This is a genomic window from Ectothiorhodospira marina, assembly GCF_900109495.1.
In the GTDB taxonomy this organism is placed as follows: domain Bacteria; phylum Pseudomonadota; class Gammaproteobacteria; order Ectothiorhodospirales; family Ectothiorhodospiraceae; genus Ectothiorhodospira; species Ectothiorhodospira marina.
The window spans coordinates 112,486-137,331 of the sequence record NZ_FOAA01000006.1; the positions used below are offsets into that span (position 1 = coordinate 112,486).

At 60.7% G+C, this 24,846-nt stretch carries 27 protein-coding genes and 1 tRNA gene; 25 read left to right on the top strand and 3 right to left on the bottom strand.

Translation table 11 applies throughout. From position 1 onward, the window contains the following. Positions 1-9: 9 nt before the first annotated feature. From eno to ispF, 4 genes are all read left to right on the top strand, one after another. A complete protein-coding gene (gene eno, locus BMY52_RS07280; protein WP_090252797.1) occupies positions 10-1,290 on the top strand; it encodes a phosphopyruvate hydratase in 1,281 nt (426 codons plus the stop codon). A gap of 64 nt (positions 1,291-1,354) precedes the next feature. Then, positions 1,355-1,648, top strand: a complete 294-nt coding sequence (gene ftsB / locus BMY52_RS07285) for a cell division protein FtsB (RefSeq protein WP_090252800.1) — start codon at positions 1,355-1,357, stop codon at positions 1,646-1,648. Continuing rightward, a complete protein-coding gene (gene ispD / locus BMY52_RS07290) occupies positions 1,645-2,373 on the top strand; it encodes a 2-C-methyl-D-erythritol 4-phosphate cytidylyltransferase (RefSeq protein ID WP_090252803.1) in 729 nt (242 codons plus the stop codon). The genes ftsB and ispD overlap by 4 nt, the downstream gene beginning before the upstream one ends. Next, positions 2,370-2,849: a 2-C-methyl-D-erythritol 2,4-cyclodiphosphate synthase gene (ispF, locus tag BMY52_RS07295; protein ID WP_090252805.1), complete on the top strand. Its 480-nt coding sequence runs from the start codon at positions 2,370-2,372 to the stop codon at positions 2,847-2,849. The genes ispD and ispF overlap by 4 nt, the downstream gene beginning before the upstream one ends. Positions 2,850-2,970: 121 nt before the next feature. On the opposite strand, the gene fdxA is transcribed toward ispF, so the two are convergent. Both fdxA and mutS read right to left on the bottom strand, forming a co-directional pair. Next, positions 2,971-3,294 carry a ferredoxin FdxA gene (fdxA, locus tag BMY52_RS07300; protein WP_063465319.1) on the bottom strand — a complete coding sequence of 108 codons (324 nt, stop codon included), beginning with the start codon at positions 3,292-3,294 and terminating at the stop codon, positions 2,971-2,973. Positions 3,295-3,438: 144 nt separating this feature from the next. Continuing rightward, entirely contained in the window at positions 3,439-6,021 is a 2,583-nt protein-coding gene (gene mutS / locus BMY52_RS07305) for a DNA mismatch repair protein MutS (protein WP_090252808.1), read from the bottom strand. A 236-nt stretch (positions 6,022-6,257) separates the two neighbouring features. Here mutS and BMY52_RS07310 point away from each other — a divergent pair, with 236 nt between their 5' ends. Continuing rightward, positions 6,258-7,043 (top strand): DUF2189 domain-containing protein, encoded by a 786-nt coding sequence (locus BMY52_RS07310; RefSeq protein ID WP_090252810.1) that lies wholly within the window; start codon positions 6,258-6,260, stop codon positions 7,041-7,043. A 171-nt stretch (positions 7,044-7,214) separates the two neighbouring features. Next, positions 7,215-7,649, top strand: a complete 435-nt coding sequence (locus tag BMY52_RS07315) for a host attachment protein (RefSeq protein WP_090252813.1) — start codon at positions 7,215-7,217, stop codon at positions 7,647-7,649. Positions 7,650-7,713: 64 nt separating this feature from the next. On the opposite strand, the gene BMY52_RS07320 is transcribed toward BMY52_RS07315, so the two are convergent. Continuing rightward, positions 7,714-8,373: a protein-L-isoaspartate(D-aspartate) O-methyltransferase gene (locus BMY52_RS07320; RefSeq protein WP_090252816.1), complete on the bottom strand. Its 660-nt coding sequence runs from the start codon at positions 8,371-8,373 to the stop codon at positions 7,714-7,716. Between the two features lie 135 nt (positions 8,374-8,508). Here BMY52_RS07320 and BMY52_RS07325 point away from each other — a divergent pair, with 135 nt between their 5' ends. From BMY52_RS07325 to BMY52_RS07415, 19 genes are all read left to right on the top strand, one after another. Then, positions 8,509-8,790: a PilZ domain-containing protein gene (locus BMY52_RS07325; protein WP_177169883.1), complete on the top strand. Its 282-nt coding sequence runs from the start codon at positions 8,509-8,511 to the stop codon at positions 8,788-8,790. Next, positions 8,790-9,293 (top strand): CinA family protein, encoded by a 504-nt coding sequence (locus tag BMY52_RS07330; RefSeq protein WP_090252821.1) that lies wholly within the window; start codon positions 8,790-8,792, stop codon positions 9,291-9,293. The genes BMY52_RS07325 and BMY52_RS07330 overlap by 1 nt, the downstream gene beginning before the upstream one ends. Positions 9,294-9,422: 129 nt before the next feature. Continuing rightward, the gene (gene recA, locus BMY52_RS07335; protein ID WP_090252822.1) at positions 9,423-10,463 is read left to right on the top strand and encodes a recombinase RecA; all 1,041 of its coding nucleotides are present in this window, start codon (positions 9,423-9,425) and stop codon (positions 10,461-10,463) included. Beyond that, positions 10,429-10,905 carry a regulatory protein RecX gene (locus tag BMY52_RS07340; protein WP_245740677.1) on the top strand — a complete coding sequence of 159 codons (477 nt, stop codon included), beginning with the start codon at positions 10,429-10,431 and terminating at the stop codon, positions 10,903-10,905. Before recA ends, BMY52_RS07340 begins: the two co-directional genes overlap by 35 nt. Next, on the top strand, positions 10,902-13,517 hold the full coding sequence (gene alaS, locus BMY52_RS07345; protein ID WP_090252825.1) for an alanine--tRNA ligase: 2,616 nt from the start codon (positions 10,902-10,904) through the stop codon (positions 13,515-13,517). Before BMY52_RS07340 ends, alaS begins: the two co-directional genes overlap by 4 nt. A 141-nt stretch (positions 13,518-13,658) precedes the next feature. Next, complete coding sequence (locus tag BMY52_RS07350) at positions 13,659-14,888, top strand: aspartate kinase (RefSeq protein WP_090252829.1); 1,230 nt, start codon at positions 13,659-13,661, stop codon at positions 14,886-14,888. Positions 14,889-15,048: 160 nt separating this feature from the next. Continuing rightward, positions 15,049-15,252, top strand: coding sequence for a carbon storage regulator CsrA (gene csrA / locus BMY52_RS07355; protein ID WP_090252830.1), 204 nt, complete (start codon positions 15,049-15,051; stop codon positions 15,250-15,252). Between the two features lie 146 nt (positions 15,253-15,398). Beyond that, positions 15,399-15,489: transfer RNA gene (locus BMY52_RS07360), tRNA-Ser, on the top strand. A 172-nt stretch (positions 15,490-15,661) separates the two neighbouring features. After that, on the top strand, positions 15,662-16,066 hold the full coding sequence (locus BMY52_RS07365; RefSeq protein ID WP_177169884.1) for a hypothetical protein: 405 nt from the start codon (positions 15,662-15,664) through the stop codon (positions 16,064-16,066). Positions 16,067-16,113: 47 nt separating this feature from the next. Next, positions 16,114-16,377, top strand: coding sequence for a BrnT family toxin (locus BMY52_RS07370; RefSeq protein WP_090252833.1), 264 nt, complete (start codon positions 16,114-16,116; stop codon positions 16,375-16,377). Further along, positions 16,367-16,606, top strand: a complete 240-nt coding sequence (brnA, locus tag BMY52_RS07375; RefSeq protein ID WP_090252835.1) for a type II toxin-antitoxin system BrnA family antitoxin — start codon at positions 16,367-16,369, stop codon at positions 16,604-16,606. Before BMY52_RS07370 ends, brnA begins: the two co-directional genes overlap by 11 nt. Continuing rightward, complete coding sequence (locus tag BMY52_RS07380; RefSeq protein WP_143050443.1) at positions 16,603-17,085, top strand: hypothetical protein; 483 nt, start codon at positions 16,603-16,605, stop codon at positions 17,083-17,085. Before brnA ends, BMY52_RS07380 begins: the two co-directional genes overlap by 4 nt. 36 nt (positions 17,086-17,121) lie before the next feature. Next, positions 17,122-18,252: an efflux RND transporter periplasmic adaptor subunit gene (locus tag BMY52_RS07385; RefSeq protein WP_218140408.1), complete on the top strand. Its 1,131-nt coding sequence runs from the start codon at positions 17,122-17,124 to the stop codon at positions 18,250-18,252. After that, on the top strand, positions 18,252-21,428 hold the full coding sequence (locus BMY52_RS07390; RefSeq protein WP_090252839.1) for an efflux RND transporter permease subunit: 3,177 nt from the start codon (positions 18,252-18,254) through the stop codon (positions 21,426-21,428). Before BMY52_RS07385 ends, BMY52_RS07390 begins: the two co-directional genes overlap by 1 nt. Positions 21,429-21,473: 45 nt before the next feature. After that, positions 21,474-21,920 (top strand): cache domain-containing protein, encoded by a 447-nt coding sequence (locus BMY52_RS07395; protein ID WP_090252842.1) that lies wholly within the window; start codon positions 21,474-21,476, stop codon positions 21,918-21,920. 327 nt (positions 21,921-22,247) lie between these two features. After that, positions 22,248-22,448 carry a light-harvesting antenna LH1, alpha subunit gene (gene pufA, locus BMY52_RS07400; protein ID WP_090252844.1) on the top strand — a complete coding sequence of 67 codons (201 nt, stop codon included), beginning with the start codon at positions 22,248-22,250 and terminating at the stop codon, positions 22,446-22,448. A 26-nt stretch (positions 22,449-22,474) separates the two neighbouring features. Next, the gene (gene pufB / locus BMY52_RS07405) at positions 22,475-22,612 is read left to right on the top strand and encodes a light-harvesting antenna LH1, beta subunit (RefSeq protein ID WP_090252848.1); all 138 of its coding nucleotides are present in this window, start codon (positions 22,475-22,477) and stop codon (positions 22,610-22,612) included. 514 nt (positions 22,613-23,126) lie between these two features. Next, positions 23,127-23,897, top strand: a complete 771-nt coding sequence (locus BMY52_RS07410; RefSeq protein WP_177169885.1) for a motility protein A — start codon at positions 23,127-23,129, stop codon at positions 23,895-23,897. Further along, on the top strand, positions 23,894-24,826 hold the full coding sequence (locus BMY52_RS07415) for an OmpA/MotB family protein (protein WP_090252853.1): 933 nt from the start codon (positions 23,894-23,896) through the stop codon (positions 24,824-24,826). Before BMY52_RS07410 ends, BMY52_RS07415 begins: the two co-directional genes overlap by 4 nt. Positions 24,827-24,846 lie beyond the last annotated feature (20 nt).

The following is a 24,846-nucleotide window of genomic DNA, read 5'->3' on the forward strand; positions in this document are numbered from 1 at the left end:
AGGACACTCATGACCGAGATCGTCGATATCCATGCCCGCGAAGTGCTGGATTCCCGCGGCAATCCTACTGTTGAGACGGACATCAAGCTTGTTTCCGGTGCGACCGGTCGCGCGATTGTTCCCTCTGGCGCCTCGACCGGGTCCCGCGAGGCCCTGGAACTGCGTGACGGTGGCGACCGTTACTGCGGCAAGGGTGTTCAAAAGGCGGTGGCCAACGTCAATGGAGAGATTCGCGAAGCCTTGCTGGGCGTTGCTTCGGATGATCAGGAGGTCATCGACCGTCGAATGATCGAACTGGATGGCACGGATAATAAGGGGCGTCTGGGTGCCAATGCCCTGCTGGCGGTGTCCATGGCCACTGCCCATGCCAATGCCCAGGAGAACGGTTACCCTCTTTATCGACATCTGGGCGGGGAGGGCGCAAACCTGCTGCCCGTGCCCATGATGAACATCATCAATGGCGGGGCGCACGCCAGCAATAATGTGGACATGCAGGAATTCATGATCCTGCCCGTAGGCGCCCCCAATGTGGCCGATGCCATCCGCTATGGGGCAGAGGTGTTCCACGCACTGAAGAAGGTGCTGGGTGCCCGTCACCTGTCCACCACCGTGGGCGATGAGGGCGGTTTTGCCCCGGATCTGGATTCCAACGAAGCGGCCATTGAGGCCATACTGGAAGCCATCCATCAGGCCGGTTTCACCCCGGGCAAGGATATCCATCTGGGCCTGGATTGCGCCGCTTCCGAGTTTTACAGGAATGGTCGTTATGAACTGGCCTCCGAGGGCAAGAGCCTGGATGCCGCCGGCATGGTGGAGTACCTCTGCCGGTGGATGGACCAGTACCCCATCATCACCATTGAAGATGGGCTGGACGAGGGCGACTGGGACGGCTGGAAGCTGCTGACGGAGAAACTGGGCAACCGCGTGCAGCTGGTCGGTGATGACCTGTTCGTGACCAATACCCGGATCCTTCAGGAAGGCATTGATAAGGGGATCGGCAACTCCATCCTCATCAAACTCAACCAGATTGGCACCCTCACCGAGACCCTTGAGGCCATCCGTCTGGCCCAGGGCGCCGGTTACACCGCCGTGATCTCCCATCGTTCTGGCGAGAGCGAGGATGTGACCATTGCAGACCTGTCGGTCGCCACCAACGCCGGGCAGATCAAGACCGGTTCCCTGTCACGTTCCGATCGGGTGGCCAAGTACAATCAGTTGATCCGTATTGAAGAGGAGCTGGGTTCGGCGGCGCGCTATGCCGGTCGGCAGGCTTTCCCGCATCTGAAGTAAAGCCTTCACCCGCCCCCATTCCCGCGCTTGCGGAAGTGGGGGCGCCCCGCGCCTGGACAGTAACATGAAGTGGTTGACCGTACTGCTGCTGGTCTTGCTGGTGGGCTTGCAGTACAAACTCTGGTTCGGCGAGGGCAATCCGCCCGAGGTCTGGCAGTTGCGCGAGACCCTGGAGGCGCAAAAGGCGGAGAACCAGCAATTGCGTAGCCGTAATGAGGCCCTGGAGGCCGAGGTGATCGACCTCAAGACCGGACTGGACGCCATCGAGGAACGCGCCCGACGTGAGCTGGGCATGATTGGCGAAGATGAGGTCTTCTTCCAGGTGGTGGACCGTGACCGCTTTCCTGAGTATCGATGAAACCTGAGCCAAAGTTCTGGGCGGTCATTCCCGCCGCAGGTGTCGGCAGCCGGATGCAGGCAGACCGACCCAAGCAATACCTGCCGCTGGATGGTCGCACTGTGATCGAGCAGACGTTGGACATCTTCCTGCGTCATCCGCGCATTGCGGGTGTGGTCGTGGCCGTGAGTCATGACGATGCCTATTTCCCATCCCTGTGCCCCGTGACCGACAAACCCCTCCAGGTGGTGGACGGGGGCGCTGAACGCTGCCACTCGGTGTTGAATGCCCTGCGGGGGCTGGAGGCACTGGCTCACCCTGAGGACTGGGTGCTGGTTCACGATGCCGCACGTCCCTGCTTGAGTGATGACGATCTGGAGAGGCTGATCGAGACCCTGCGCGACGATCCCGTGGGTGGCATCCTGGCAACCCCGGTCAGGGACACCAAGAAGCGGGCTACCCCTGACGGGTACATCGCCGCCACGGTGGACCGCGCCGATTTGTGGCGTGCCTTCACCCCACAGATGTTTCGCCTGGCCACCCTGGCCAGCGCCCTGGAAAAGGCGCTGGAGGACGGCTTCATGGTCACCGACGAGGCTTCGGCCCTGGAACATGCAGGCCATGCCCCCCGGTTGGTGGAAGGCAGCGCCGAAAATATCAAGATCACTCGCCCCGAGGACCTGCGCCTGGCCGAGTTCTACCTGGCTGAGCGCAGACGGGCATCCACTATTCGGGAAGAGACATGAACCTGCGTATCGGACACGGCTATGATGTACATGCCTTCATGGAGGGCGATCATCTGGTGATTGGCGGGGTCAGCATCCCCCATGACCGGGCATTCAAGGCCCACTCCGACGGCGATGTCCTGTTGCATGCGATCAGTGACGCCATCCTGGGCGCGTTGGCTCTGGGGGACATCGGTCGACATTTTCCGGATACGGACCCGGCCTTCAAGGGCGCGGACAGTCGTGACTTGCTGCGTCAGGTGATGGGGCAGATCCGGGCGCGTGGCTGGCAAGTGGGCAATGTGGATGCCACGATCGCTGCCCAGGCCCCGAAAATGTCACCCCACGTGGATCGAATGCGGGCGAACATCGCCGAGGATCTGGATCTGGAAGTTGACCGGGTGAACGTCAAGGCCACCACCACCGAACGTCTGGGGTTCGTGGGGCGCAAGGAGGGCATTGAGGCCCACGCAGTGGTCCTGCTCACCAGGGATTGAATCCCTGTCCCACCCGGGAGCAAAGACGGTGGGAGGCACGTGCCAGGGCCCTCTCCCCCTCGGGGGAGAAGGGCGCTTCTGTCGCTGAACCTGGGTTCTTTCACGTTGACGGGGGGGCGCGCTAACGTTCCAGATGTTTCAGTTTGTCCGGTTTTCCGTTCCATTCCTCCGCATCCGGTAGTGGATCCTTGCGCCGGGTGATCACTGGCCATTGTTGGGACAGTTCAGCGTTCAGTTCCAGCATATGTTCCTGCCCTTCGGGCACCTCATCCTCCGGCACGATGGCCTCGGCAGGGCATTCTGGCTCGCACAGGGAACAGTCGATGCACTCATCCGGGTCGATGACCAGGAAGTTGGGGCCCTCATGGAAACAGTCCACCGGGCACACCTCCACGCAATCCGTGAACTTGCAGCGGATACAGTTCTCCAGTACTACAAATGTCATCGCGCATCTCCCTTCTGATGGGTGGGATTGGAGCAGGCTAAGAACAGCCAGTGTGTCAAGCCTGAGGCCTGAGTTGGCTTAACGTCAATATCCCCTCATTTCGGTGCCGTTACCCCCATGAAAACAGGGTTTTGCCAGGGGGCATTAACTGACCGACCCCGTGGTTTCGTGCTTGATCAGGGATTGCAGCCGGTAAAGGGTCTCCAGTGCCTGCCGGGGGGTGAGATCATCCGGGTCCAGCGCTTCAACCGCCTCGCGCAGCGCCTTTGCGGCCGGGTCCTCGGGCTCCGGTGCCGGGGAGGCGCATCCGCCGTTGGCGCCAAAAAGGCTGAGTTGGGGGCTGTCTGTCGCCGTGCCTGCCAGGCTCTGCTGTTCCAGTTCCGACAGGCGTTCGCGGGCACGCTGGATCACGCTGCGGGGTACGCCGGCCAGCGCAGCCACATGCAGGCCATAACTTTGATTGGCTGGCCCCTCCTTCAAGGCATGCAGAAAAACGATGCGTTCACCGTGCTCAATGGCATCGATATGCACGTTGACGATGGCCGGGAATTGCTCAGGCAGGGCGGTGAGCTCGAAATAATGGGTGGCAAACAGGCTAAAGGCCCGGTTTTTGCGCGCCAGATGTTCAGCGCAGGCCCAGGCGAGGGAGAGGCCATCAAAGGTACTGGTACCACGCCCGATCTCGTCCATGAGCACCAGGCTGTGGTCGGTGGCATGATTGAGGATATTGGCGGCCTCGGTCATTTCCACCATGAAGGTGGAGCGGCCCGAGGCCAGGTCGTCGCTGGCACCGATGCGAGTGAAGATGCGATCCACGGGCCCCAGCCGGGCATGACGGGCGGGTACGAAGCTGCCCACATGGGCCATGAGCACAATCAGGGCAGCCTGCCGCATGTAGGTGGATTTACCACCCATGTTGGGGCCGGTGATCACCAGCATGCGGCGCTGGTCGCTCATCTTCAGGTCATTGGGTACGAACGGCTCATCCAGCACCTGTTCCACCACGGGGTGACGTCCCTCCTCGATCAGCAGTCCCGGCGTGTCGGTGAGTTCCGGGGCGCGATAGTTCAGCGTCTCGGCTCGCTCCGCCAGATTGGTCAGGACGTCCAACTCCGCCAACCCCTCGGCAGTTTGCCGCAGCGCCGGCAGGGGGGCATGCAAGCGGGTGAGCAGGGCCTCGTAGAGTTGTTTCTCCCGCGCCAGCGATCGTTCCCGCGCCGACAGAACCTTGTCCTCGAAACGCTTGAGTTCCGGAGTGATGAAGCGCTCAGCTCCCTTGAGGGTTTGGCGACGGGTGTAATCTTCCGGGGCCTTGTCCGACTGGCTGCGACTGATTTCGATGTAATACCCATGCACACGGTTGTAGGCAACCTTGAGATTCGCAATGCCCGTGCGTTCTCGCTCACGCTGCTCCAGATCCACCAGGAACTGGTCGGCGTTCTCCGACAGGCCGCGTAATTCATCCAGCTCGGCATCATATCCCGGTGCAATGACGCCGCCGTCGCGAATCAGTACCGGGGGCTGGTCGATCACGGCGCTGCGCAGCAGATCCACCACCTGGGGGTGTTCGCCGATCTGCCCAGCCAGGGTCGTGATGCGTGGCGACACCAGGGTGGTCAGTTCTGACTGCAGACTGGGCAGTTCCGCCAATGAGTCACGCAGGGTGGTGAGGTCGCGGGGGCGGGCGGAACCCAGGGCTACCCGGGTGAGGATGCGTTCCAGATCGCCAATCCCACGCAGTTGAATCTGGAGCGATTCAAAGGCCTGTCGCTCCTGCAGTTCCCCCACCGTGCCGTGACGCTCCTGCAGGGTGCAACGATCCCGCAGGGGCTGATGCAGCCAACGCCCCAGCAGGCGGCTGCCCATGGCCGTGACCGTGCGGTCCAGCACCGAGGCCAGGGTATTTTCCTGGCCCCCGGAGAGATTGACGGTCAGTTCCAGGTTGCGCCGGCTGGCGGCATCCAGAATGATGCCAGCGTCCCGACTCTGCACGCTCAGGCCATCGATATGGGGCAAGGCGGTCTTCTGGGTGTCCTTGACGTACTGTAGCAGGGCGCCCGCAGCCCCCACCGCCCGATGCATCTCCTCGCAGCCAAAGCCGGCCAGATCCCGAGTGCCAAATTGGCGGGTGAGCAATTCGCGGGCAGCATCCACCTCAAAATGCCACGGCGGCCGACGGCGCACGCCCGTCCGCTCGGGTCCTGGCAGGGTCATGCCCTCGGGAATCAGGATCTCTGCCGGGCGCAAGCGCTCCAGTTCACCCAGCAGGGGTTCCGTACCCGTGAGTTCCTGAACCTGAAAGCGCCCCGTGCTCAGATCCAGGGCGGCCAGCCCCGTGTGTTCGCCATCGCCCCCAAGGCACACCAGTAGATTGTCCCGGCGCTCCTCCAGCAGGGCATCCTCGGTCACCGTGCCGGGTGTGACGACGCGCACCACCTTGCGCTCTACCGGACCCTTGCTGCTCCCTGGGTCGCCCACTTGCTCACAGATGGCGACCGACTCTCCCAGCCGCAGCAGCCGGGCCAAATACGACTCCACGGCATGCACCGGTACCCCTGCCATGGGAATGGGAGCCCCGGCGGACTGTCCGCGGCGGGTGAGCGTGATGTCCAAGAGCCTTGCCGCGCGGGTGGCGTCATCAAAGAAGAGCTCATAAAAATCCCCCATGCGGTAGAACAGCAGGATATCCGGATGCTCAGCCTTGATGCGAAGGAACTGCTGCATCATGGGGGTGTGTGCAGAATGATTCTTTACTTCGGTCACTTAATGCCTTTTGTTGTTAAAGGTTCTGAAGGATGTCCAGCCATCGGTGGCCCGCGGACCGCAATGGGCGGGATGATGCCCTTAAATGGCCCTGCCGTGAAGCGAGTGGATAGGAGGGATGAGCAAACCTGAGTATTTATGTCTATATAACGATATCAGCGCTGTTGCATTCACCGATCCTTGCGAAGTGAGGCCATGACATGGACCGATCGATCAATACCGGTGAGGATACCCCACCTGCCCAACCCGCCTTGCCCGAAGTGCCACCGGACCGGCCGATCCAATGGCTCACGCAGGGGATGCGAGATTTCCTGAAGGCCCCGTTGCCCGGATTAATCTATGGCCTCATCGCCAGTGGAGCAGGCTATCTGATCCTCTGGGGTGTGCGGGCCGAACCTTTCCTTATTCTCAGCTTTGTGGCGGGTTTTCTGCTGGTGGGCCCCTTGTCGGCTCTGGGCATCTACGAGAGCAGTCGATTATTGGAACAGGGTCAATCCGTCGGTTTTATCGCCACATGGCGGGTATGGCGTGAAAACCCCGTAACGATAGGGCTTTACATCGCCTTCCTGTCAGTGGTGATGATTGCCTGGATTCGTTTCACGTCTCTGATGCTGGCCCTGTTGTTTGATCGCCTGCCCGCGGGATTGCAAACCGGGTGGTCTCCCTTGTTCACCAGCCTGGAAGGTCTCATGTTCCTGGGTGTTTTCGTTGTCAGCGGTGCGGCAGCGGCTTTTCTGGTCTTCGTGACCGGTGTGGTGACCCTTTGCGTGGTGACCGATCGTCGTGGTGATCTGATCGAGGGTATTACAACCAGTGTGGGCGTGGTGCGGCGCAACCCTGCCACCATGGCGGTATGGGCGACCCTGCTGGTGGGGTTGACTGCCGTGGGTCTGAGTACACTGATGCTGGGTCTGGTGGTCATTCTGCCAATCTTGGGGCATGCAACGTGGCGTGCGTACCGGGATCTTGTGCAGTGGCCGGCTTAAGCGCCCGTCTGGCTGAAGGTGCTGTCCAGCGGGTCAGGATCGTCTAGTCTCTCCCTAGGGGGTGGTTGGCGGCTCTTGCAGCCCGCGCAATCCCCGTTCACGACGCAGCCGGGTGCTGCGGGATCGGGCTCCGGCCCGGCCTTTTCAGTCACGCAGATAGGAGGTTCGTCCATGACAACATGGGTCATTGTCGCGGATGCGAGTCGGGCCAGAGTATTCAGTGCCGAAAAGTCCTTCAGCCCCCTGGTCGAAGAGGCAGATTTCACGCATCCCGAGGCCCGATTACACGAACATGACCTGCAAGCCGACCGGATGGGGCGAACATTTGACAGCAGCGGCGACGGGCGTCACGCCATGGGGAAGGAGACGCCGCCCAAAAAGCACGAGGCCAATCGGTTTGCAAGGGAACTGTGTGAGCGGCTCAATGTGGCCCGTGCCAAGGGGCAGTTCACCAAACTCTACATCATTGCCGCCCCGTCGTTCCTGGGGGCGCTGCGCGGCTGCATGAACGCGGTCACGCAGAAGTCCATCGCCGGTGAGATCGACAAGAACCTCACCACTCAGGATCCGGAGGATATCCGCCGGCAGCTACCGCAGTTCCTTTGAGCCAACGGCCCTGCCGGGGCCGTGCCCCCACGCCCGGGGGCATCCCGTGGCGGTGGGGGTGTGCTCAGGACTTTTTTCCTACCAAGGGGACAAAGCGCACTGCCAGCACGCGCTGGCAATCCAGTTCTCCGCTCTCGTTGCGGGTGGCCACCACCAGATCCTGGCTTTGCCAGTCGGAATTCACCGGGATCACCATCCGCCCGTTGGGGCGCAACTGCTCTTCAAGGCTGGCGGGAATGCGAGGGGCGCCGGCGGTGACGATGATGGCATCGAAGGGGGCCTCCTCCGGCCAACCGGCATGACCATCGCCCACTCGGGTATGGACGTTGTCATAGCCCAGGGTTCGCAGGCGTTCGCGAGCACTCTCGGCCAGTTCCGGGATGACCTCAATGGTGAAGACCTCCCTGGCCAGTTCCGCCAGTATGGCGGTCTGGTAACCGCATCCAGTGCCCACTTCCAGCACCCGCGCCTTGGGGGAGAGGTTCAGCAGTTGTGTCATCAAGGCCACCACGAATGGCTGCGAGATGGTCTGCTGGTGGCCAATGGGCAGGGCGGTGTTATCCCATGCCTGGCTCTGTTGTCTGGCCGGCACAAAATGGTGTCGGGGCACCCGGGTCAGGGCCGCTTCCACCTCGGGCGCGAGGGATTGAAGGCCCGTGGTGTCGGCGGTGGCCTCAAAATCGAGGCGAATCTGCTCAATGAGCCGGGTGGCTGGGTCTTTCATCGTGCGGCACCTCCCATTGACGCCTGAATCGAGCCTGGGGAGGCTCGTGTCTCACGGCATGATAGTATTTCGCAGGCGCGCTGTAGAGGCCCGTACCGATCCATCAATGAACTGGGGGCATGCATGAACATGGGAATGGATGAAAAACGTGATTTCCAGCGTTTGCAGGTGGATCATCCGGTCAAGGTGAAGGAAATGGATTCGGGCCGGGAGCATCAGGGACTGGGGCGGGACCTAAGCCCGAATGGCCTGTCCTTTTATCTGGATGATCCACTGCCGCTGGGGGCTCAGCTCACGGTAGCGATTGAACCGATCAAGGCCCTGGTGGCGCCTTTCAATGCGGAAGTGGAGGTGTTGCGGGTGGACCCGGAAGGTCTGGGTTACGTGGTGGCCACCAAGATCCAGCGCATGCTGTGATGATCAGTTGCGATGATGCCATCCTGGAGCGCCGGGCCAGGGTTCTCGGGGATGCCCTGCTGGCCCATGGCTGGCAGGTGGCGCTGGCCGAGTCCTGCACCGGGGGCTGGATTGCCAAGGTCATGACCGATATTCCAGGTAGCTCAGCCTGGTTTGATCGGGGTTTTGTGACCTACAGCAACGCCGCCAAGCGGGAGCAGTTGCAGCTAAGCCAGCAGATCCTGGATACCGCCGGTGCCGTGAGTCGCGAGACGGTTCAGGCGATGGTGGAGGGGGTCTTTCGCCATTGTGGTGCCGATCTTGCCGCAGCGGTCAGCGGTATCGCTGGCCCTGGGGGCGGGACGCCCGCCAAGCCGGTGGGCACCGTCTGGGTGGCCTGGGGCGCGAGGGGGCGGTCCATGCATGCTGAGTGCCTGCATCTGAACGGGGGGCGCGAGGCGATACGACGTCAGACTGTGGCCCGGGTGCTGGAGGGCCTGCAAACCCTGTTGGAAAGCCGATGAAGCCCCGTGTCAGGGATTGGCGACGGAGGGCGGGAGTGTGAGATACTTCCACGCTTTCCAGAATGGTTTCAGGGGGCGCCGTGGATGGCGCCTTACCACATGACTAGGGATGATCGAGAGGGCAGGATCTTGGACGAGAATCGTAAAAAGGCGTTGAGCGCGGCACTGGGCCAGATCGAACGGCAGTTCGGCAAGGGCGCTGTGATGCGCATGGGCGATTCCAGCGTGGTGCGCGATGTGTCGGTGGTGTCCACCGGGTCTCTGGCCCTGGATATTGCTCTTGGCGTGGGCGGTCTGCCTCGTGGCCGTGTGGTGGAGATTTTCGGGCCCGAATCCTCAGGCAAGACCACCCTCACCCTGCAGGTGATTGCCGAGTGCCAGAAGGAGGGCGGCACTGCAGCCTTCGTGGACGCGGAACACGCCCTCGACCCCACGTATGCTCAGGCACTGGGGGTGGACGTGGACAATCTCCTGGTATCCCAGCCCGACACCGGGGAACAGGCTCTGGAGATTGCCGACATGCTGGTGCGCTCCGGTGCCGTGGATGTGGTGGTGGTGGACTCCGTGGCTGCGCTGACCCCCAAGGCCGAAATCGAAGGCGAGATGGGTGACACCCACGTAGGCCTGCAGGCACGCCTCATGTCTCAGGCCCTGCGCAAGCTCACCGCCAACATCAAGCGTTCCAACACCCTGGTGGTGTTCATCAACCAGATCCGCATGAAGATCGGTGTGATGTTCGGTAACCCCGAAACCACCACCGGCGGCAACGCCCTGAAATTCTACTCTTCCGTTCGACTGGATATCCGCCGTACCGGCGCCATCAAGAAAGGCGACGAGGTGGTTGGCAACGAAACACGGGTAAAAGTGGTCAAGAACAAGACAGCCCCGCCGTTTCGTGAGGCGCACTTTGAAATCCTCTATGGTGAGGGCATCTCGCGTCTGGCTGAAGTCATCGACATGGGTGTGAAGGATGGCATTGTCGACAAGGCCGGCGCCTGGTACAGCTACAAGGGGGAACGCATCGGGCAGGGCAAGGATAATGCCCGTAACTTCCTCAAGGAAAACCCCGAGATAGCCGCGGATATCGAGTCCCAGATCCGTGAGAAGCACATGCCCAAGCGGAAACCGGTCGAGAGTGACAGCAGCGAAAGCGAAGCCGCCGAAGGCTGAACAGGATCCTCAGGAGTGCGCCCTGCGCCTGCTGGCACGCCGCGAACACAGTCGATATGAGCTCGCAGGCAAGCTGGCCGCACGGGGTTTTGCCAGGGATAGCGTGGAAACGGTGCTGGATGATCTCGAATCCGAGGGCTGGCTCAGCGACTCGCGTTTCGTCAGTGAATTTGTACGTTACCGAATCCGCCAGGGCCAGGGCCCTTTGCGCATCACCGCCGATCTTCGCCACCGCGGTATCGATGAGGCGCAGGCCCGCCAGGCCCTGCAAGCAGCAGAGGTGGACTGGCAGGTTCAGGCCCTTGATGTGTACGAGCGCCGCTTTGCCGGCGAGCCACCCCGGGACTACAGGGAACGCGCCCGGCAGATGCGTTTTTTGCAGAGCCGGGGTTTTTCCGCGGAAATCATCCGCCGGGTCATGAATGAAGTAGGCAAGATATGAAAAGCGCCGATATCAGAACGAGTTTCCTCGAATACTTCCGCTCCAAGGGTCATGAAGTGGTGGCTTCGGCCCCCTTGGTGCCCGGAAATGATCCCACCTTGCTGTTCACCAATGCAGGCATGGTGCAATTCAAGGAGACCTTCCTGGGGCTTGAGCAGCGTGCCTACCAGCGGGCGACGTCCTCGCAGCGCTGTGTGCGCGCTGGCGGTAAGCACAATGACCTGGAAAACGTGGGTTATACCGCACGGCATCACACGTTCTTCGAGATGCTGGGCAATTTCAGTTTCGGCGATTACTTCAAACGTGATGCCATTCACTACGCCTGGGAGTACCTCACTCAGGTGCTCAAGATGCCCGCCGACAAGCTTTGGGTGACAGTCTACGAAACAGATGACGAGGCCTACGACATCTGGGTGAAGGAGATCGGCGTTCCCGCGGACCGTGTGACCCGTATTGGTGATGAACCGGGTGGCGGTTCCGACAACTTCTGGCAAATGGGGGATACCGGCCCCTGCGGACCCTGTACCGAGGTTTTTTATGACCATGGCCCGGGTGTCTGGGGTGGTCCCCCGGGTTCGCCCGAGGCTGACGGGGATCGTTACATCGAGATCTGGAACCTGGTCTTCATGCAGTACGACCGGGACAGCGAAGGCACCCTGACCCCCCTGCCCAAGCCTTCCGTGGACACGGGTATGGGCCTGGAACGTCTGGCTGCAGTACTGCAGGGTGTTCACTCCAATTATGAAATCGACCTGTTCCAAAACCTTCTGGATGCCGTGGGTCGCATCATGGGCAGTGACGACACCCATGCCCCCTCCTATAAGGTGATTGCCGACCACATTCGTTCCTGCAGCTTCCTCATTACCGACGGCGTCATGCCAGCCAACGAGGGCCGTGGTTACGTGCTGCGCCGAATCATTCGTCGCGCCGCCCGCCATGGGCACAAGCTGGGCATGACCGATCCCTTCTTCCACCGGCTGGTGGAGCCCCTGGTGCGAGAGATGGGGGAGGCCTATCCCGAACTGGCCAAGGCGCAAAAGCAGGTGGAGCGGGTGCTGCTGCAAGAGGAGGAGCGCTTCCGTGAAACCCTGGAGCATGGCCTCAAGCACCTGGAAGAGGGCCTGGATAAGGTCTCTGACAAGACCATTCCCGGTGGCCTGATTTTCAAGCTTTATGATACCTACGGCTTCCCCGTGGATCTGACGGGCGACATCGCCCGGGAGAAGGGTCTGGAACTGGATATGGCCGGCTTTGAACACGAGATGGAGCAGCAGCGTGATCGTGCCCGGGCCGCCAGCAGCTTCCGTATGTCTGATGCCGGCACGGTGGCCAAGGGCATATCCGACTCCCGCTTTGTGGGCTATGAGCATATTGAGGAGCAGGCCCGTGTCTTGCGCCTGGCCGGTAGTGATGGCAAGCCCGTGGACAGCCTGAACGGGTCCAGCGAAGGCAGTGTGGTTTTGGATGTCACCCCGTTTTATGGGGAGTCCGGTGGTCAGGTGGGTGACACCGGTTTCATTGAAGGGCCGGATGGGCTCTTCCAAGTGAATGATACGGTGAAGCAGGGTGGAGTGTTCATCCATCGCGGTACCATGTTGCGCGGGACTCTGGAGACCCACGCGACCGTGTCTGCCCGAGTGGATGGTGAACGCCGTCGCGCCGTAGTGCTCAATCACTCGGCCACCCATCTGCTGCACGCCGCCCTGCGCGAGGTCCTGGGCGAGCATGTGCAGCAGAAGGGCTCCCTGGTGGCCCCGGATCGCCTGCGCTTTGACTTCTCCCACTTCGAGCCCATCAGCAGTGAGCAACTGGCCCGTATTGAGCGCATGGTGAATCATGCCATTCGCGCCAATGCCCCAGCCGAGGCTCGCGTCATGCCGATCAAGGAGGCACTGGAAGCCGGGGCCATGGCCCTGTTTGGCGAGAAATACGGCGACGAGGTGCGAGTGCTTTCATTGGGCGACTTTTCGGTGGAGCTCTGTGGCGGAATTCATGTGCAGCGTACCGGAGATATCGGTGTGTTCAAGGTGATCAGCGAGGGTGGAGTGGCCTCCGGTATCCGTCGCATCGAAGCCGTCACCGGCGACAATGCCCTGGACCATATGGACGATACCGAAAAGCAACTGGACGAGGCCGCACGGATGCTGCGAGCTGGTAGGGGTGACCTCACCGAAAAGATTCAGCAGGTACTCGATCGACACCGTAGCCTGGAAAAGGAACTGGAGGCCATGAAGGCCAAACTGGCCTCCCAGGCGGGTTCCAGCCTCACCGATCAGGCGGTGGAGGTGAATGGTGTGAAGGTGCTGGCAGCGCGTATGGACGAGGCCGATCCCAAATCCTTGCGGGATACCGTGGATCAACTCAAGAACAAACTGGGCGAGGCCATCATCGTTCTGGCCACGGCCCGCGATGGCAAGGTAAGCCTGGTGGCCGGCGTGACGGCAGGCCATTCCAGCACCATCAAGGCAGGCGAACTGGTGAACCAGGTGGCCCAGCAGGTGGGTGGCAAGGGGGGTGGTCGGCCTGATATGGCCATGGCGGGCGGTAATCGCCCGGAGGCACTGGACGAGGCCCTGGCTTCCGTGAAGGGTTGGGTGGAGTCACGTCTTTAATGGCTGGTCTTGAGCGTTGCCACCCTTTTTGGCTCAGTTCCTCGGCTGGATGGAGGACTTCAGCGCCTGGTGCGGACATACTGCTTTCGTGTACCCCGCTGCCTGTTGTCTAATGTCAACCTTATACCCAAGTAAATTAATATGGCATTGATCGTTCAAAAATACGGCGGAACCTCGGTAGGCAGCGTGGAGCGTATCCAGCACGTGGCCGATCGCGTGAGTCAGTCGCGTCGCCAGGGCCACGATGTGGTGGTGGTGGTATCCGCCATGAGCGGGGAGACCGACCGATTGCTGGGGCTGGCCCGCAGTATCCGCAGTGACGCCGACGGTCGAGAACTCGATGTGCTGCTGTCCACCGGTGAACAGGTGACCATCGCCCTGTTGTCCATGGCCCTGGAGAGCAAGGGGTGCCCAGCCCGCTCCTATACCGGTGCCCAGGTGCACATCCGTACTGACAGTGCCCACAACAAGGCACGGATCCAGGAGATCGATGGTGCCCGGGTGCGCCGTGATCTGGCTGACGGCAAGGTGGTGGTGGTTGCCGGTTTCCAGGGCGTGGATGAGTCGGGCAATATCACCACCCTGGGCCGTGGTGGCTCCGACACCACAGCCGTGGCCCTGGCGGCCGCCCTCAAGGCCGAGGAATGTCAGATCTTCACCGACGTGGATGGGGTGTATACCACCGATCCCCGTGTCGTACCCCAGGCCCGGCGACTGGACCGCATCACCTTTGAGGAGATGCTGGAAATGGCCAGCCTGGGATCCAAGGTCCTGCAGATCCGCGCTGTGGAGTTTGCAGGAAAATACAATGTACCGTTGCGTGTTCTATCCTCCTTTCAGGAAGGAGGAGACGGCACGCTCATCACCTTTGAGGAAGGGAGCATGGAACAGGCGCTCATTTCCGGAATCGCCTTCAACCAGAACGAAGCCCAGCTGACGGTGACGGGGGTTCCCGACCAGCCCGGCGTGGCCTACCGCATTCTTGGTGCGGTCGCTCAGGCCAACATCGAGGTGGATATGATTGTGCAGAACGTGGGGGCCGACGGCACCACCGACTTCACTTTCACCGTTCACCGCAACGATTTCGACAAGGCCATGGGCATCGTGCGTGCCCGGGCCGAGGCCCTGGGTGCCCGCGAGGTCTCCGGAGATCCAAAAATCGTCAAGATCTCTATTGTGGGCGTGGGCATGCGCTCGCATGCCGGCATTGCCAGCAAGATGTTCGAGGCCCTGGCGGGAGAGGGCATCAATATTCGTATGATCTCCACTTCGGAAATCAAGATCTCCGTGGTGGTGGACGAGAAATACCTGGAGTTGGGGGTGCGCGCACTGCACGATGCCTTTGAATTGGAGCGGGCACCTGCGGCGTAATGCGTTTTGACTGGGCCCGGGAGGGTGGACAGAGGATATATCCACTTTCCTGAGGTCTATCCAGGTTGAAGTCGGCACATGATGGCCGACCGGCACCAGGCCATAGAGTCTGGTTTACTATAAAACCAAGGTGATTGAAGTTCAGATTGGAGAAAAGGAAATGTTGATTCTTACTCGTCGGGTAGGCGAAACGCTGATGATCGGTGATGAAGTCACCGTGACCGTGCTGGGTGTGAAAGGTAACCAGGTTCGCGTCGGCATCAATGCACCTAAAGATGTGGCTGTGCATCGGGAAGAAATCTACGAGCGCATTCAGCGCGAGCAGGATCCCGATGATTACGTGGCTGGTAACGACCAGCCCTGAAAAGTGCCGGTGGAGTGACCGTACCCGGACGGGGCAGGGCGGGCGATTCGCAGGGCGTCCAACCTTTCCGGGTGGCGGTGTACTCCGGTCTTTACGGGAGCTTATCAAGAAGGTACCATACTGGCCTTCAATGAAGTCCCCCTCCCGGAGAGATGGCCGAGCGGCTGAAGGCGCTCCCCTGCTAAGGGAGTATGGGTCAAAAGCCCATCGAGGGTTCGAATCCCTCTCTCTCCGCCATATGATGCATATAAGCCCCTGAATTCAGGGGCTTTTTTTTTGAAGTCGCAGGTACTGGTCCCCCCAGTTACTCCCCTCGCAGCGATTCAATCCAACAGGCCCCGGCGCAAGCTTGTGTCCACCACGGTCGGCCCACTACAGTCTCAGACGGATCAGCTTTGATGCACTGCTGTTGAGTCATCTGCACCGGGTCTGCGACGGCATGGCCCGCCCGCCCAACTGGTCCCTGGTACTGCGCGCCGACGCCGCCGACCCAGGTTCACGGGACTGGCAGAACCTGCAGCGACTCATCGCCCGGACCCTGCCCGCCATGACCGAGGAGCTGCAGGCCATCGACGAGCCCATCCTGCTCACCGAACCGGGCCTGCTGGCCCGCTATGGCTTGGTGAACACCTGGCTCAACGACCTGCGCCGACATCTGCTGGAAGGGGCACAGCCCCACGCTCTCATCCTGCTCATCGCCGCCGACGCCCAGCACGACGGCGCCCGCATCGATGGCGTCACCGTCCCCCACGGCGCCGGCGCCCGGGAATGGGCGCGGATACCGGCCCTGTGGCTGGACAGCCCGGTTGCTTGACCAGAGTTCGAGTTGCATTGAGAGTAAAAAAGGAATAATTAATACTCATGTGTGAGTTTGAATTCGACGAGAATAAGAGCAACTCCAATTTGCACAAGCACGGCATCGATTTCGAAGCGGCTCAGGCGCTTTGGCGAGATCCATATCTCCTTGAAATAAAAGCAAAATCCGAGGGAGAGGCACGATTTGTCCTTATCGGCATGATCGACGGTAAGCATTGGTCAGCTGTTGTGACATACCGGGAGGGGCGTATCCGTCTGATTTCAGTCAGGCGTTCCCGCAAAACAGAGGTGGAGTTGTATGAAGCCTAAGGAGTTTGAAAAAAAATTCGATGATGGCCAAGAGGATATCCTTGATGACCTGGAGCTTTCCACCGCGCGTCGCGTGAATCTGGAGCAAAAGAGAATCAACGTGGACTTTCCGGCATGGGTGGTTGATTCGTTGGACCGGGAGGCGGCACGAGTGGGCGTCACGCGGCAGTCAATCATAAAGGTGTGGCTTGTCGAGCGGCTGCAGGCAGAATCGGCGCATAAGTCATGATCCACCCCCAGAACCTGCTCCAGTCCCTGCAGCGGGCACTGCCCCCTATCGAGCAGGACATTGCCCAGTACCTGGAAAGCCAGCCCGAGCTGACCGCCCATCTGGAAGCGGAATACCAGAAGGCGGTGGAGGCCGGCCGGACCGCCGAGCATCCGGTGGCCTGGCGCGACGCCCAGATCACCCAGGCCGCCGTGGCCTGGGTGATCACCTGCGTGTTCGTGCGCTTTCTGGAAGACAACCAACTGCTGGACGAGCCGCTGCTGGCCGGCCCGGTGGAGCGCGACGACGGCAGCCACCCCCTGCAACTGGCCCGGGAGCGGCTCACCGCCTATTTCAATGAACACCCCACCCATGGGGAGCGGGAGTACCTGCTCAGCCTCTTCGAGGACCTGGCCCGCCAGCCGGTGCTGGATGCCCTGCTGGACCGGTCCAGCGGCACAGCCAAACGGAAGAGCGACTCGATCCATGCCGTAAAATAGGGATGCGGCGCACGAGATTCATTTTGAGGAGGCCAGATGGCACAGGCGATGGTGGCGGCAGTAGAACCCGTGGTGATCTTCCTTGAAAAGAACAAGGAGTATTACTTTTGGGTCTTTGGGTGCCTGATGCTGCTGTCCCAGACGGCACTGGCCAATGTGCCTGGAGTTGAGTTGGCACGGGTGGAGAAGTCCGAGGTCATTGAGGAGGTGCGTCTGAATGGCACGGTCAATGCCCTGAGAACTTCGGCCCTGTCTACATTGGTCCCGGGGCAAGTGGATGAAGTGATGGTGGAAGTAGGTGACCGGGTTCACCAGGGGGATCCCCTTATCCGACTGGACTCGGAACTGGCGCAACTGACCCTGGAGAGTGCCCGCGCCGAGACACGCGAGGCGCGGGCCCGACTTGCCGAAGCGCGTCGCCGACTGGAGGAGGCGGAGCGTGTCGGAGCAGGTGGCCACATTGCCCGCACCGAAATCGGCACCCGCGAGAGTGAAGTGGCCACCGCCGAGGCCACTGTGGCTCGTCTGCAGGCAGCCGAGAGGCGCGAGCAGGCGGTGGTCCGATACCATCGCATCGATGCGCCCTTTGATGGGGTGGTGACCGAACGTTACAGCGATCTGGGCGAGTGGGTGGATCCGGGATCTGAGCTCCTGCAACTGGTGGACACCGAGAACCTGCGGCTGGACTTTCGGGTACCTCAGGAATTTCATGGGCGGCTCGATGAGCGGACCATGCTGGAAGTATGGCTGCGTGGCCGGGCCCAGGAAGCGCTGCAAGCAGAGATTCGCACGGTGGTGCCGGTGAATGATGCCCAGGCACGGACCTTCCTGATCCGGGCCGCCAGGCCGGAGGGACGGGACCTGCCGCCGGGTACCGCCCTTTCGGGCCTCCTCAGGATTCGTCAGGGGGAGGAAGGTTTGTCGATACCCCGGGATGCGATCAACCGGTATCCCGAGGGCCGCACCACGGTCTGGGTTGCCGAACAGGACGACGGGGATAAGGGGCATTACCGTGTGACCGAACAGCGCGTCCGCCTTGGTGTCAGTTACGATGAGCGGGTGGTGGTCACCAACGGCCTCAAGGAAGGCCAATGGGTGGTTTCGCGGGGCAATGAGGTGCTGGAGGAAGGTATGCGGGTGAGGCTGTCTGAAAGGGAAGGCAACTGATGTTCGCCGCCATTATCCGTCACGGTATCCTGGTGACGGTGATCACCCTGATCCTGGTGATTCTCGGCGTGGCGGCTGCCTTGCGCATTCCGGTGCAGATGATTCCGGATCTGGAGGTCCGCACCGTGACGATCGAGACCCGCTGGCCGGGTGCCACGCCCCAGGATATCGAGAAGGAAATCCTGATCGAGCAGGAGCGCTATCTGCGCAATGTGCCCAACCTCAGCCGCATGTCTTCCAGCGCCAACAGCGGCGCATCCGAGATCGAGCTGGAATTTCCATTCGGTGTCGACATCACCGAAACCCTGATCCAGATCAACAATGCCCTGACCCAGGTACCGGACTACCCTCAGAACGTGGACGAACCGCGGGTGGTGGCGGCCTCGTTCTCCGCCAATGCCTTCATGTACTACCGGGTGTCCACGCTGGAGGGCAACCCGAAGGATCTCGATATCGACCTGATGAAGGACTTTGTCGAGGATGAGGTGCGTCCCCGCATGGAGGGCGTCTCCGGTGTCTCGGAAGTGACGGTCGGTGGTGGCGCCGATCGCCAGATGCAGATCATTGTGGATGAGCAGGAACTCGCCCAGCGGGGTGTCAGCCTGCTGCAGTTGCGCGATGCCATCACCGCGCGCAACCAGGATATCTCCGGCGGTGAAGTGGATTCCGGCAAGCGTCGGTACTTGCTGCGCACTGTGGGTCGCTTCGAGACTGCCCGGGAGCTTGAGTCGCTGGTGATCGCTCGCACTGGAGACAGCGTTCTGCGTCTGTCTGATGTGGCCAGAGTGGAGCAGGGGCAGGCCCGTCAGCAGGCGGTTTCCTATGTGAACGGGCAGCGGGTCATCGGCCTTCAGGTGCGCCGAGAGAGCGGCTCCAACGTCATCGATATCAAGCGCAACATGATCGCCGAGGTGGAGCGAATCAATCGGGAACTGCTCGAGCCCGAGGGTTTGCAACTCACGCTCAACACCGATGACGTGCGTTATGTGGAGGCTTCCATCGTCAATGTCTGGACCAACCTGGGCATTGGGGCGGTCTTTGCAACCCTGGTGATGTATGCCTTCCTGCGTTCATCCAGGGCGACCTTTGTGGGGGTGGTGGGCATCCCGCTGTGTGCCCTGGCGGCATTTCTCGGGCTCATGATCACGGGTCGTACCATCAATGTGATTTCCCTGGCGGGCATCGCCTTTGCCATCGGTATGACGGTGGACAACACCATCGTTGTGTTGGAAAACATCGAGCGTCATCGCCGCCTGGGGCTGGACCGGTTCAGGTCGGCCCTGCAAGGGGTCCAGGAGGTCTGGCCAGCCGTGCTGGCTTCCACCAGCACCACGGTGCTGGTGTTCTTGCCGATCCTGTTTATCCAGGAAGAGGCCGGGCAGCTCTATTCGGACGTGGCCATTGCCATCTCCTCGGCCATCATTGTCTCCATGGTGGTGGCGGTCACCCTGATTCCCACCCTCAGTTCCCGCCTGAAGTTCGCCAGTGACGATCGCCATCTGCCGATGGATGAGGATGGCAATGTGCTGGGCGCCCGCTGGGAGCGGTTCGTGATCCACCGGGTTCGCTGGCTGATCGCCACACCGGTGCGGCGGCTTGCGGCAATCGTCCTGACGGTGGCTTGCAGCGCCTTGATCATTGTCTTTTTGACGCCCCCGGCGGAATACCTGCCCGAGGGTGAGGAACCCAAGACCTTTGCGGTGATGAACGCACCGCCCGGTTACAACCTGCGGGAAATGGAATCCTACGCCAAGGAAGTGGAGGCACACTTCCTGCCGCACGTAGGCGCCGATGGCGAGGCCTATGCCCGGGGCGAGACCAGCGTACCCCCTTTGCGCAACCTGAATATGCAGGTCCAGCCCACCCATGTGCGGATCATCTCGGAAACCCTCGACCCGACGCACATCGAGGCCCTGATGGATGAGATCACCCGGTTTTACGAGGGTTTCCCGGGAATGCGGGCCTTTGCCTCCAAGGGCTCGATCATCTCCAGCAATGACGGCGGAACCCGCAGTATCAACGTGGATGTATCCGGCACCCACCTGCAGGATATTTACCAAACGGCAAACCGTGTGTATGAGCGGGCGCAGGATATCTTCGATCGCCCCCGTATCCAGACCCAACCTTCGGCACTCACCCTGGGACAGCCGCTCATAGAGGTTCGGCCCGATTATGAGAAGGCCGCGGAACTGGGTTTGGATACCGAGGCGATTGGCTTTGCTGTGGCCTCCATGACGGAAGGCGCCTACGTGGATGACTTTTTCCTTGACGATGACAAGATCGATATCTACCTCTACGGGGAGCAGGGGCGGGATCCAGGTCTTGTGCGGCTGTCCAATGTCCTGGTGCACACGGAACAGGGGGCGACCCTGCCGTTGTCCAGCCTGGCGAGTATCGAGGAAACCGTGGCTAGCAGCACCGTGCGAAGGGTCGACGGCCGTCGCACCGTGACACTGAATATCATCCCGCCCGATGACGTGGCCCTGGAAGCCGGTGTTGAGCGGGTCCGCGACGATCTGGTGCAGGCCATGCGCGACGCAGGTGAGGTGCCATCGGGCATCACCATGACCCTGTCCGGTGCCAGTGATCAGCTAGAGGCCACCCGGAATGCCCTCAGTGGCAATTTTCTTATTTCCCTGTCCATCGTCTATCTGCTGCTGGTGGCCATCTTCTCTCACTGGGGTTTCCCGTTGCTGATCATGACGGCCATTCCTCTGGGTATTGCCGGTGGTATCGTCGGCCTCGCCCTGATGAATCTGGTGGGTTCCATGCTGCCCGTCATCGGTCTGCAGCCGTTGCGTCAGCCCTTTGACATGATCACCATGCTCGGTTTTCTGATCCTGCTGGGGACGGTGGTAAACAACCCGATCCTGGTGGTGGATCAAGCCCGGATGAATCTTCGGCGCGCTGAGATGAGCGTGGTGGAAGCCGTGGCCCGGGCGGTGCAGACCCGGTTGCGACCGATTGCCATGACCACCCTGACCACTGTATGTGGGTTGTCACCGCTGGTCTTTCTGCCCGGTGAGGGAACAGAGCTGTACCGGGGCGTCGGCGTGATCGTCCTGTTCGGCCTGATGGGGGCTGCGGTGGTGACCCTGACCTTCCTGCCAGCCCTCTCTGTCTTTGTCTTGACAAAGGGCAGTCATCGAGCGATGGACGTACGCCACGACTTGTAATACCGTCTGTCATGCCAACAAAGTGAGAAGATCGAGGAGACAAAAATGAAGAAGATCCTGATAGGTATTGCCGCCGCTGCCCTGATGGCCCCGGCCTTCGCCGACGAGATGGCCACCCCTGATGAAGCCAAGGCGATGAGCGAGAAGGCACAGAGCGCCGTCAACGAGATGGGTAGCGAGGCAGCCTTCGCAGCCTTCGCCGATCCGGACGGTGACTTCCAGGAGAAGGATCTCTACGTGTTCTGCATGGACATGGATGGGGTCATGCTGTCGCACGCGGTGAAGCCCGAGCTGGCCGGCAAGAACCTGCTCGATTTCAACGAATACGGCGATCTGCTGTTCCAGGATATGGTCACTCTGGCCCAGGAGTCCGGCGAAGGCTGGGTGGACTACAACTGGCCTTATCCTGGCACTGATGAGATCAAGCAGAAGACGAGCTACATCGCGAGCAACGACGAGGGCTTCTTCTGCGGGGTCGGCGCCTACAAATAACCTGATTGCCCAGCCCCGGGAAACGTTCTGGGGCCGGCGCTAACCTAGCATGGGGTGGCACAGGACGTGCTGCCCCATCCTTTCGTTATACAAGTCAAGTCAGCCTCACTCCGGTCGGGACTTGACCTCGCGCAAGCTTTTTCGCCTTCGCCCCGGGAAGCTGTATCGTTTGCTTGACATCTTTTCGCGTCAACGTAGACTTACATCCAGGCTACAGTTCGGGTGATTCAGGCAGTCGAGATTCAGCAACGCGAATACTGTGGCAGTGCTTGGAAGATCACCGATTTCCTCAAGAAATCCGGTTTTTAAACCTAGAGGGCTTTACCCATGAGCGAATACAGAGCGAGCAAGCCGAGCAACCCCGCTGACGACTGGAAGCTGTGGCTGGTAGTCAATCCAGGTACCTGGCTGATGCCGATCCTGATGACCGTGCTGGTGGTGGCTCTGGTAGTGCACGCCTTTGTTTACAGCAATGACAGCTACAACCCGCTGACGTACGAAGTGTCCGCGGAAGCCGTTGCTGAATAATCTGACGTAATTGGAGGGTTTATACCATGTATGACAGCATTTCCGGCCTGAGCGAAGAGCAGGCACAAGAATTCCACGAACAGTTCAAGACCACTTTCACCGTGTTCATGGTGCTGGCCGCTGTGGCCCACTTTCTGGTGTATCTGTGGAGACCGTTCTACTAAGAACGGAATGGCTGTCTTTTTGAGGCAGCGGTACAGGTGGAGGAGTGACCGGTGTACCCGTGGTTGATCGGGCCCATCGGCTTCCTCCACCTTCCCACTTTCTTTCCGTTTCTTTCCTTGTATTCCCTACATGTGGCGAGATGAGGGCGTAGGTAGGAGTTTGACTAAAAGCATCAGGTATTGCAACCCCCTGCGCATGCTTTATCTCCAGCCCCCCGAATTTTCCGGTGTCTCCCCGACGCCACCGGCCTCTACTTCGTCAAATCCCTGACACCACGTGAAATCTGCACCTCTCATCGGTGCCGGTCCCTCTTCTGCGCGGCCGAAAACCGGCAAGGCCTGGCCGCTTCACGCAGCTTCAAAACTTGATCGACGATCCTGAGCGGCCATTGGTTGCCACCCGAGAAGGATCTGATCGAGATGGCATGCACCGTGCATCGGATGTTCCAAACAACATCAAACGGGTGCACCGATGCGCAAGAAAATTCTCTGGGTTTTAGGTGGCTTGGGCTTTATGGCCCTGATGACCCTGTTGGCCTCCACCGTGGGTCTGGCCTGGGCCAACCTCCCTGGGCTGTTGCTTGTGGTGGGTGGAACCTGGCTAGCCTCCGTCATCGGGCATTCCCCGAAACCGGTCATGGACCTGCTCAAGCGTCTGCCTGAACTGTTCAGACAGCCTCCGGTTGTCCATCTGCCCACCCAGGATCATAAACGTCTGCTTCAGGTGGCCGATTTGTGTCGCCGTGGTCAGGTGCGCAGCGCCGAGAATACTGCCAAGGATATCGGGGACCCTTTTCTCAGAGCCGGGGCCCGGTTGGCCCTCGACCGTCATAGCGGTGACGAACTGCTGCGCATGCTGCAATGGCGCATCCGCCGCCAGAAAGAGTCGGATCATCGGGATATCCGCATCCTGCGCACCATGGCCACGTTCGCCCCGGCATTCGGCATGCTTGGTACGCTGGTGGGGCTGGTGGCCTTGTTGGGCAACCTGGGTACCTCCGGCCTGGAATACGTGGGACTGGCCATGGGGTTTGCCTTAATGAGCACGCTCTATGGTCTGCTGGCGGCCAATCTCCTCTTCAAGCCTCTGGCCCTCAAATTGGAGGATCGATCCCGGCACCAGTTGCTTTACATGAATTTCCTGCTGGATGCGGTGCTGATGCTCCATGAGCGTCAACATCCCGTCATGATCAACGAATTTCTGGAGTCCGTTCCCCGCGATGAAGCCGTTGAACCGGCAAGGGCACCGCTCAGAGCCTTATCACAGGAGAGGCTGAGGGCATGACGACTTCTGTCTGGCGCACGACTGCAGACCACCGGAATGGCCTCGCCGAGGTCTCTTACCGGGGTCAGGAACGCGTTGAGTTCGAAGAACCAGGGCAGGGAGGGGATGGCGGTTGGACAGTGGGCTACCTGGATGTGTTGCTGGTGCTGGTAACGCTGTTTGCCGCCTTGCTGGCTGCGGCCTATCTGCAGATCGATGAACTAAAGGAGCAGTTCGCCAAGGTGGAAGGTGAACCGGAAGCCGCATACCAGCAAACCCTGGTGGATCCGGTGATGCCGGTCGCTTTTCCGGGCATCGCCTCAAAGGCTGGGATGCCCGTATGGCTCGAGGAGTCGGCCCCGCCGCCGATATCATCGGCATCCCATCCCGCGCCTGAACTGTTGACCCAGACCCTCCCGGCTTTGGCCACGGTGGAGGAGGCTCCGATTGTTCGTATTGAGTCGGTACCGGCGCCTATCCTGCTTGAACCTGTCGAGCCCCTGCGGATGCCGCCGGAACTCGAGGCGCTGGCCAGCCTGGTGGCGAGCCAAGGGGCAGAACAATCGCTGGAGCTGGTCATCGAGGATCATCAGGTACGTCTGGAAGTGGGTAATGACATCCTGTTCCCTTCTGGTGCAGCCCAGTTGAGTGCGGCGGGCCTGGATCTTCTGGCGGAGGTCTATCAGGTTCTTGCCCAGGAGCCATTGAGTATTATCGTTGAGGGGCACACGGATAATGTCCCCATCAATACGGAGCGATTTCCCTCCAACTGGGAGCTATCCTCCCTGCGCGCTACCACGGTGGCCCGGCAACTCATTGAACTGGGTATACCTGCCGAGCAATTGCGCGTTGCGGGTCATGCCCACACACGCCCCAGGGTCGCTAACGACACGCCGGAAAATCGTGCCCTGAACCGCCGCGTGAGCCTGGTGCTTGAGGTGCCCCAGTAAAGAGATTTGTTTTATTCTTG

What these genes read in the sequence shown, in the direction of transcription:
- BMY52_RS07320 (WP_090252816.1), bottom strand. Translation starts at nt 8,373, where the DNA reads ATGAAAGACCCAGCCACCCGGCTCATTGAGCAGATTCGCCTCGATTTT.
- BMY52_RS07370 (WP_090252833.1), top strand. Translation starts at nt 16,114, where the DNA reads ATGTGTGAGTTTGAATTCGACGAGAATAAGAGCAACTCCAATTTGCAC.
- BMY52_RS07350 (WP_090252829.1), top strand. Translation starts at nt 13,659, where the DNA reads ATGGCATTGATCGTTCAAAAATACGGCGGAACCTCGGTAGGCAGCGTG.
- BMY52_RS07380 (WP_143050443.1), top strand. Translation starts at nt 16,603, where the DNA reads ATGATCCACCCCCAGAACCTGCTCCAGTCCCTGCAGCGGGCACTGCCC.
- csrA (WP_090252830.1), top strand. Translation starts at nt 15,049, where the DNA reads ATGTTGATTCTTACTCGTCGGGTAGGCGAAACGCTGATGATCGGTGAT.
- BMY52_RS07310 (WP_090252810.1), top strand. Translation starts at nt 6,258, where the DNA reads ATGGACCGATCGATCAATACCGGTGAGGATACCCCACCTGCCCAACCC.
- BMY52_RS07390 (WP_090252839.1), top strand. Translation starts at nt 18,252, where the DNA reads ATGTTCGCCGCCATTATCCGTCACGGTATCCTGGTGACGGTGATCACC.
- ispF (WP_090252805.1), top strand. Translation starts at nt 2,370, where the DNA reads ATGAACCTGCGTATCGGACACGGCTATGATGTACATGCCTTCATGGAG.
- BMY52_RS07315 (WP_090252813.1), top strand. Translation starts at nt 7,215, where the DNA reads ATGACAACATGGGTCATTGTCGCGGATGCGAGTCGGGCCAGAGTATTC.
- pufB (WP_090252848.1), top strand. Translation starts at nt 22,475, where the DNA reads ATGTATGACAGCATTTCCGGCCTGAGCGAAGAGCAGGCACAAGAATTC.
- mutS (WP_090252808.1), bottom strand. Translation starts at nt 6,021, where the DNA reads ATGATGCAGCAGTTCCTTCGCATCAAGGCTGAGCATCCGGATATCCTG.
- BMY52_RS07385 (WP_218140408.1), top strand. Translation starts at nt 17,122, where the DNA reads ATGGCACAGGCGATGGTGGCGGCAGTAGAACCCGTGGTGATCTTCCTT.
- eno (WP_090252797.1), top strand. Translation starts at nt 10, where the DNA reads ATGACCGAGATCGTCGATATCCATGCCCGCGAAGTGCTGGATTCCCGC.
- BMY52_RS07395 (WP_090252842.1), top strand. Translation starts at nt 21,474, where the DNA reads ATGAAGAAGATCCTGATAGGTATTGCCGCCGCTGCCCTGATGGCCCCG.
- brnA (WP_090252835.1), top strand. Translation starts at nt 16,367, where the DNA reads ATGAAGCCTAAGGAGTTTGAAAAAAAATTCGATGATGGCCAAGAGGAT.
- BMY52_RS07325 (WP_177169883.1), top strand. Translation starts at nt 8,509, where the DNA reads ATGGATGAAAAACGTGATTTCCAGCGTTTGCAGGTGGATCATCCGGTC.
- BMY52_RS07410 (WP_177169885.1), top strand. Translation starts at nt 23,127, where the DNA reads ATGGCCCTGATGACCCTGTTGGCCTCCACCGTGGGTCTGGCCTGGGCC.
- ftsB (WP_090252800.1), top strand. Translation starts at nt 1,355, where the DNA reads ATGAAGTGGTTGACCGTACTGCTGCTGGTCTTGCTGGTGGGCTTGCAG.
- BMY52_RS07415 (WP_090252853.1), top strand. Translation starts at nt 23,894, where the DNA reads ATGACGACTTCTGTCTGGCGCACGACTGCAGACCACCGGAATGGCCTC.
- alaS (WP_090252825.1), top strand. Translation starts at nt 10,902, where the DNA reads ATGAAAAGCGCCGATATCAGAACGAGTTTCCTCGAATACTTCCGCTCC.
- BMY52_RS07330 (WP_090252821.1), top strand. Translation starts at nt 8,790, where the DNA reads ATGATCAGTTGCGATGATGCCATCCTGGAGCGCCGGGCCAGGGTTCTC.
- fdxA (WP_063465319.1), bottom strand. Translation starts at nt 3,294, where the DNA reads ATGACATTTGTAGTACTGGAGAACTGTATCCGCTGCAAGTTCACGGAT.
- pufA (WP_090252844.1), top strand. Translation starts at nt 22,248, where the DNA reads ATGAGCGAATACAGAGCGAGCAAGCCGAGCAACCCCGCTGACGACTGG.
- ispD (WP_090252803.1), top strand. Translation starts at nt 1,645, where the DNA reads ATGAAACCTGAGCCAAAGTTCTGGGCGGTCATTCCCGCCGCAGGTGTC.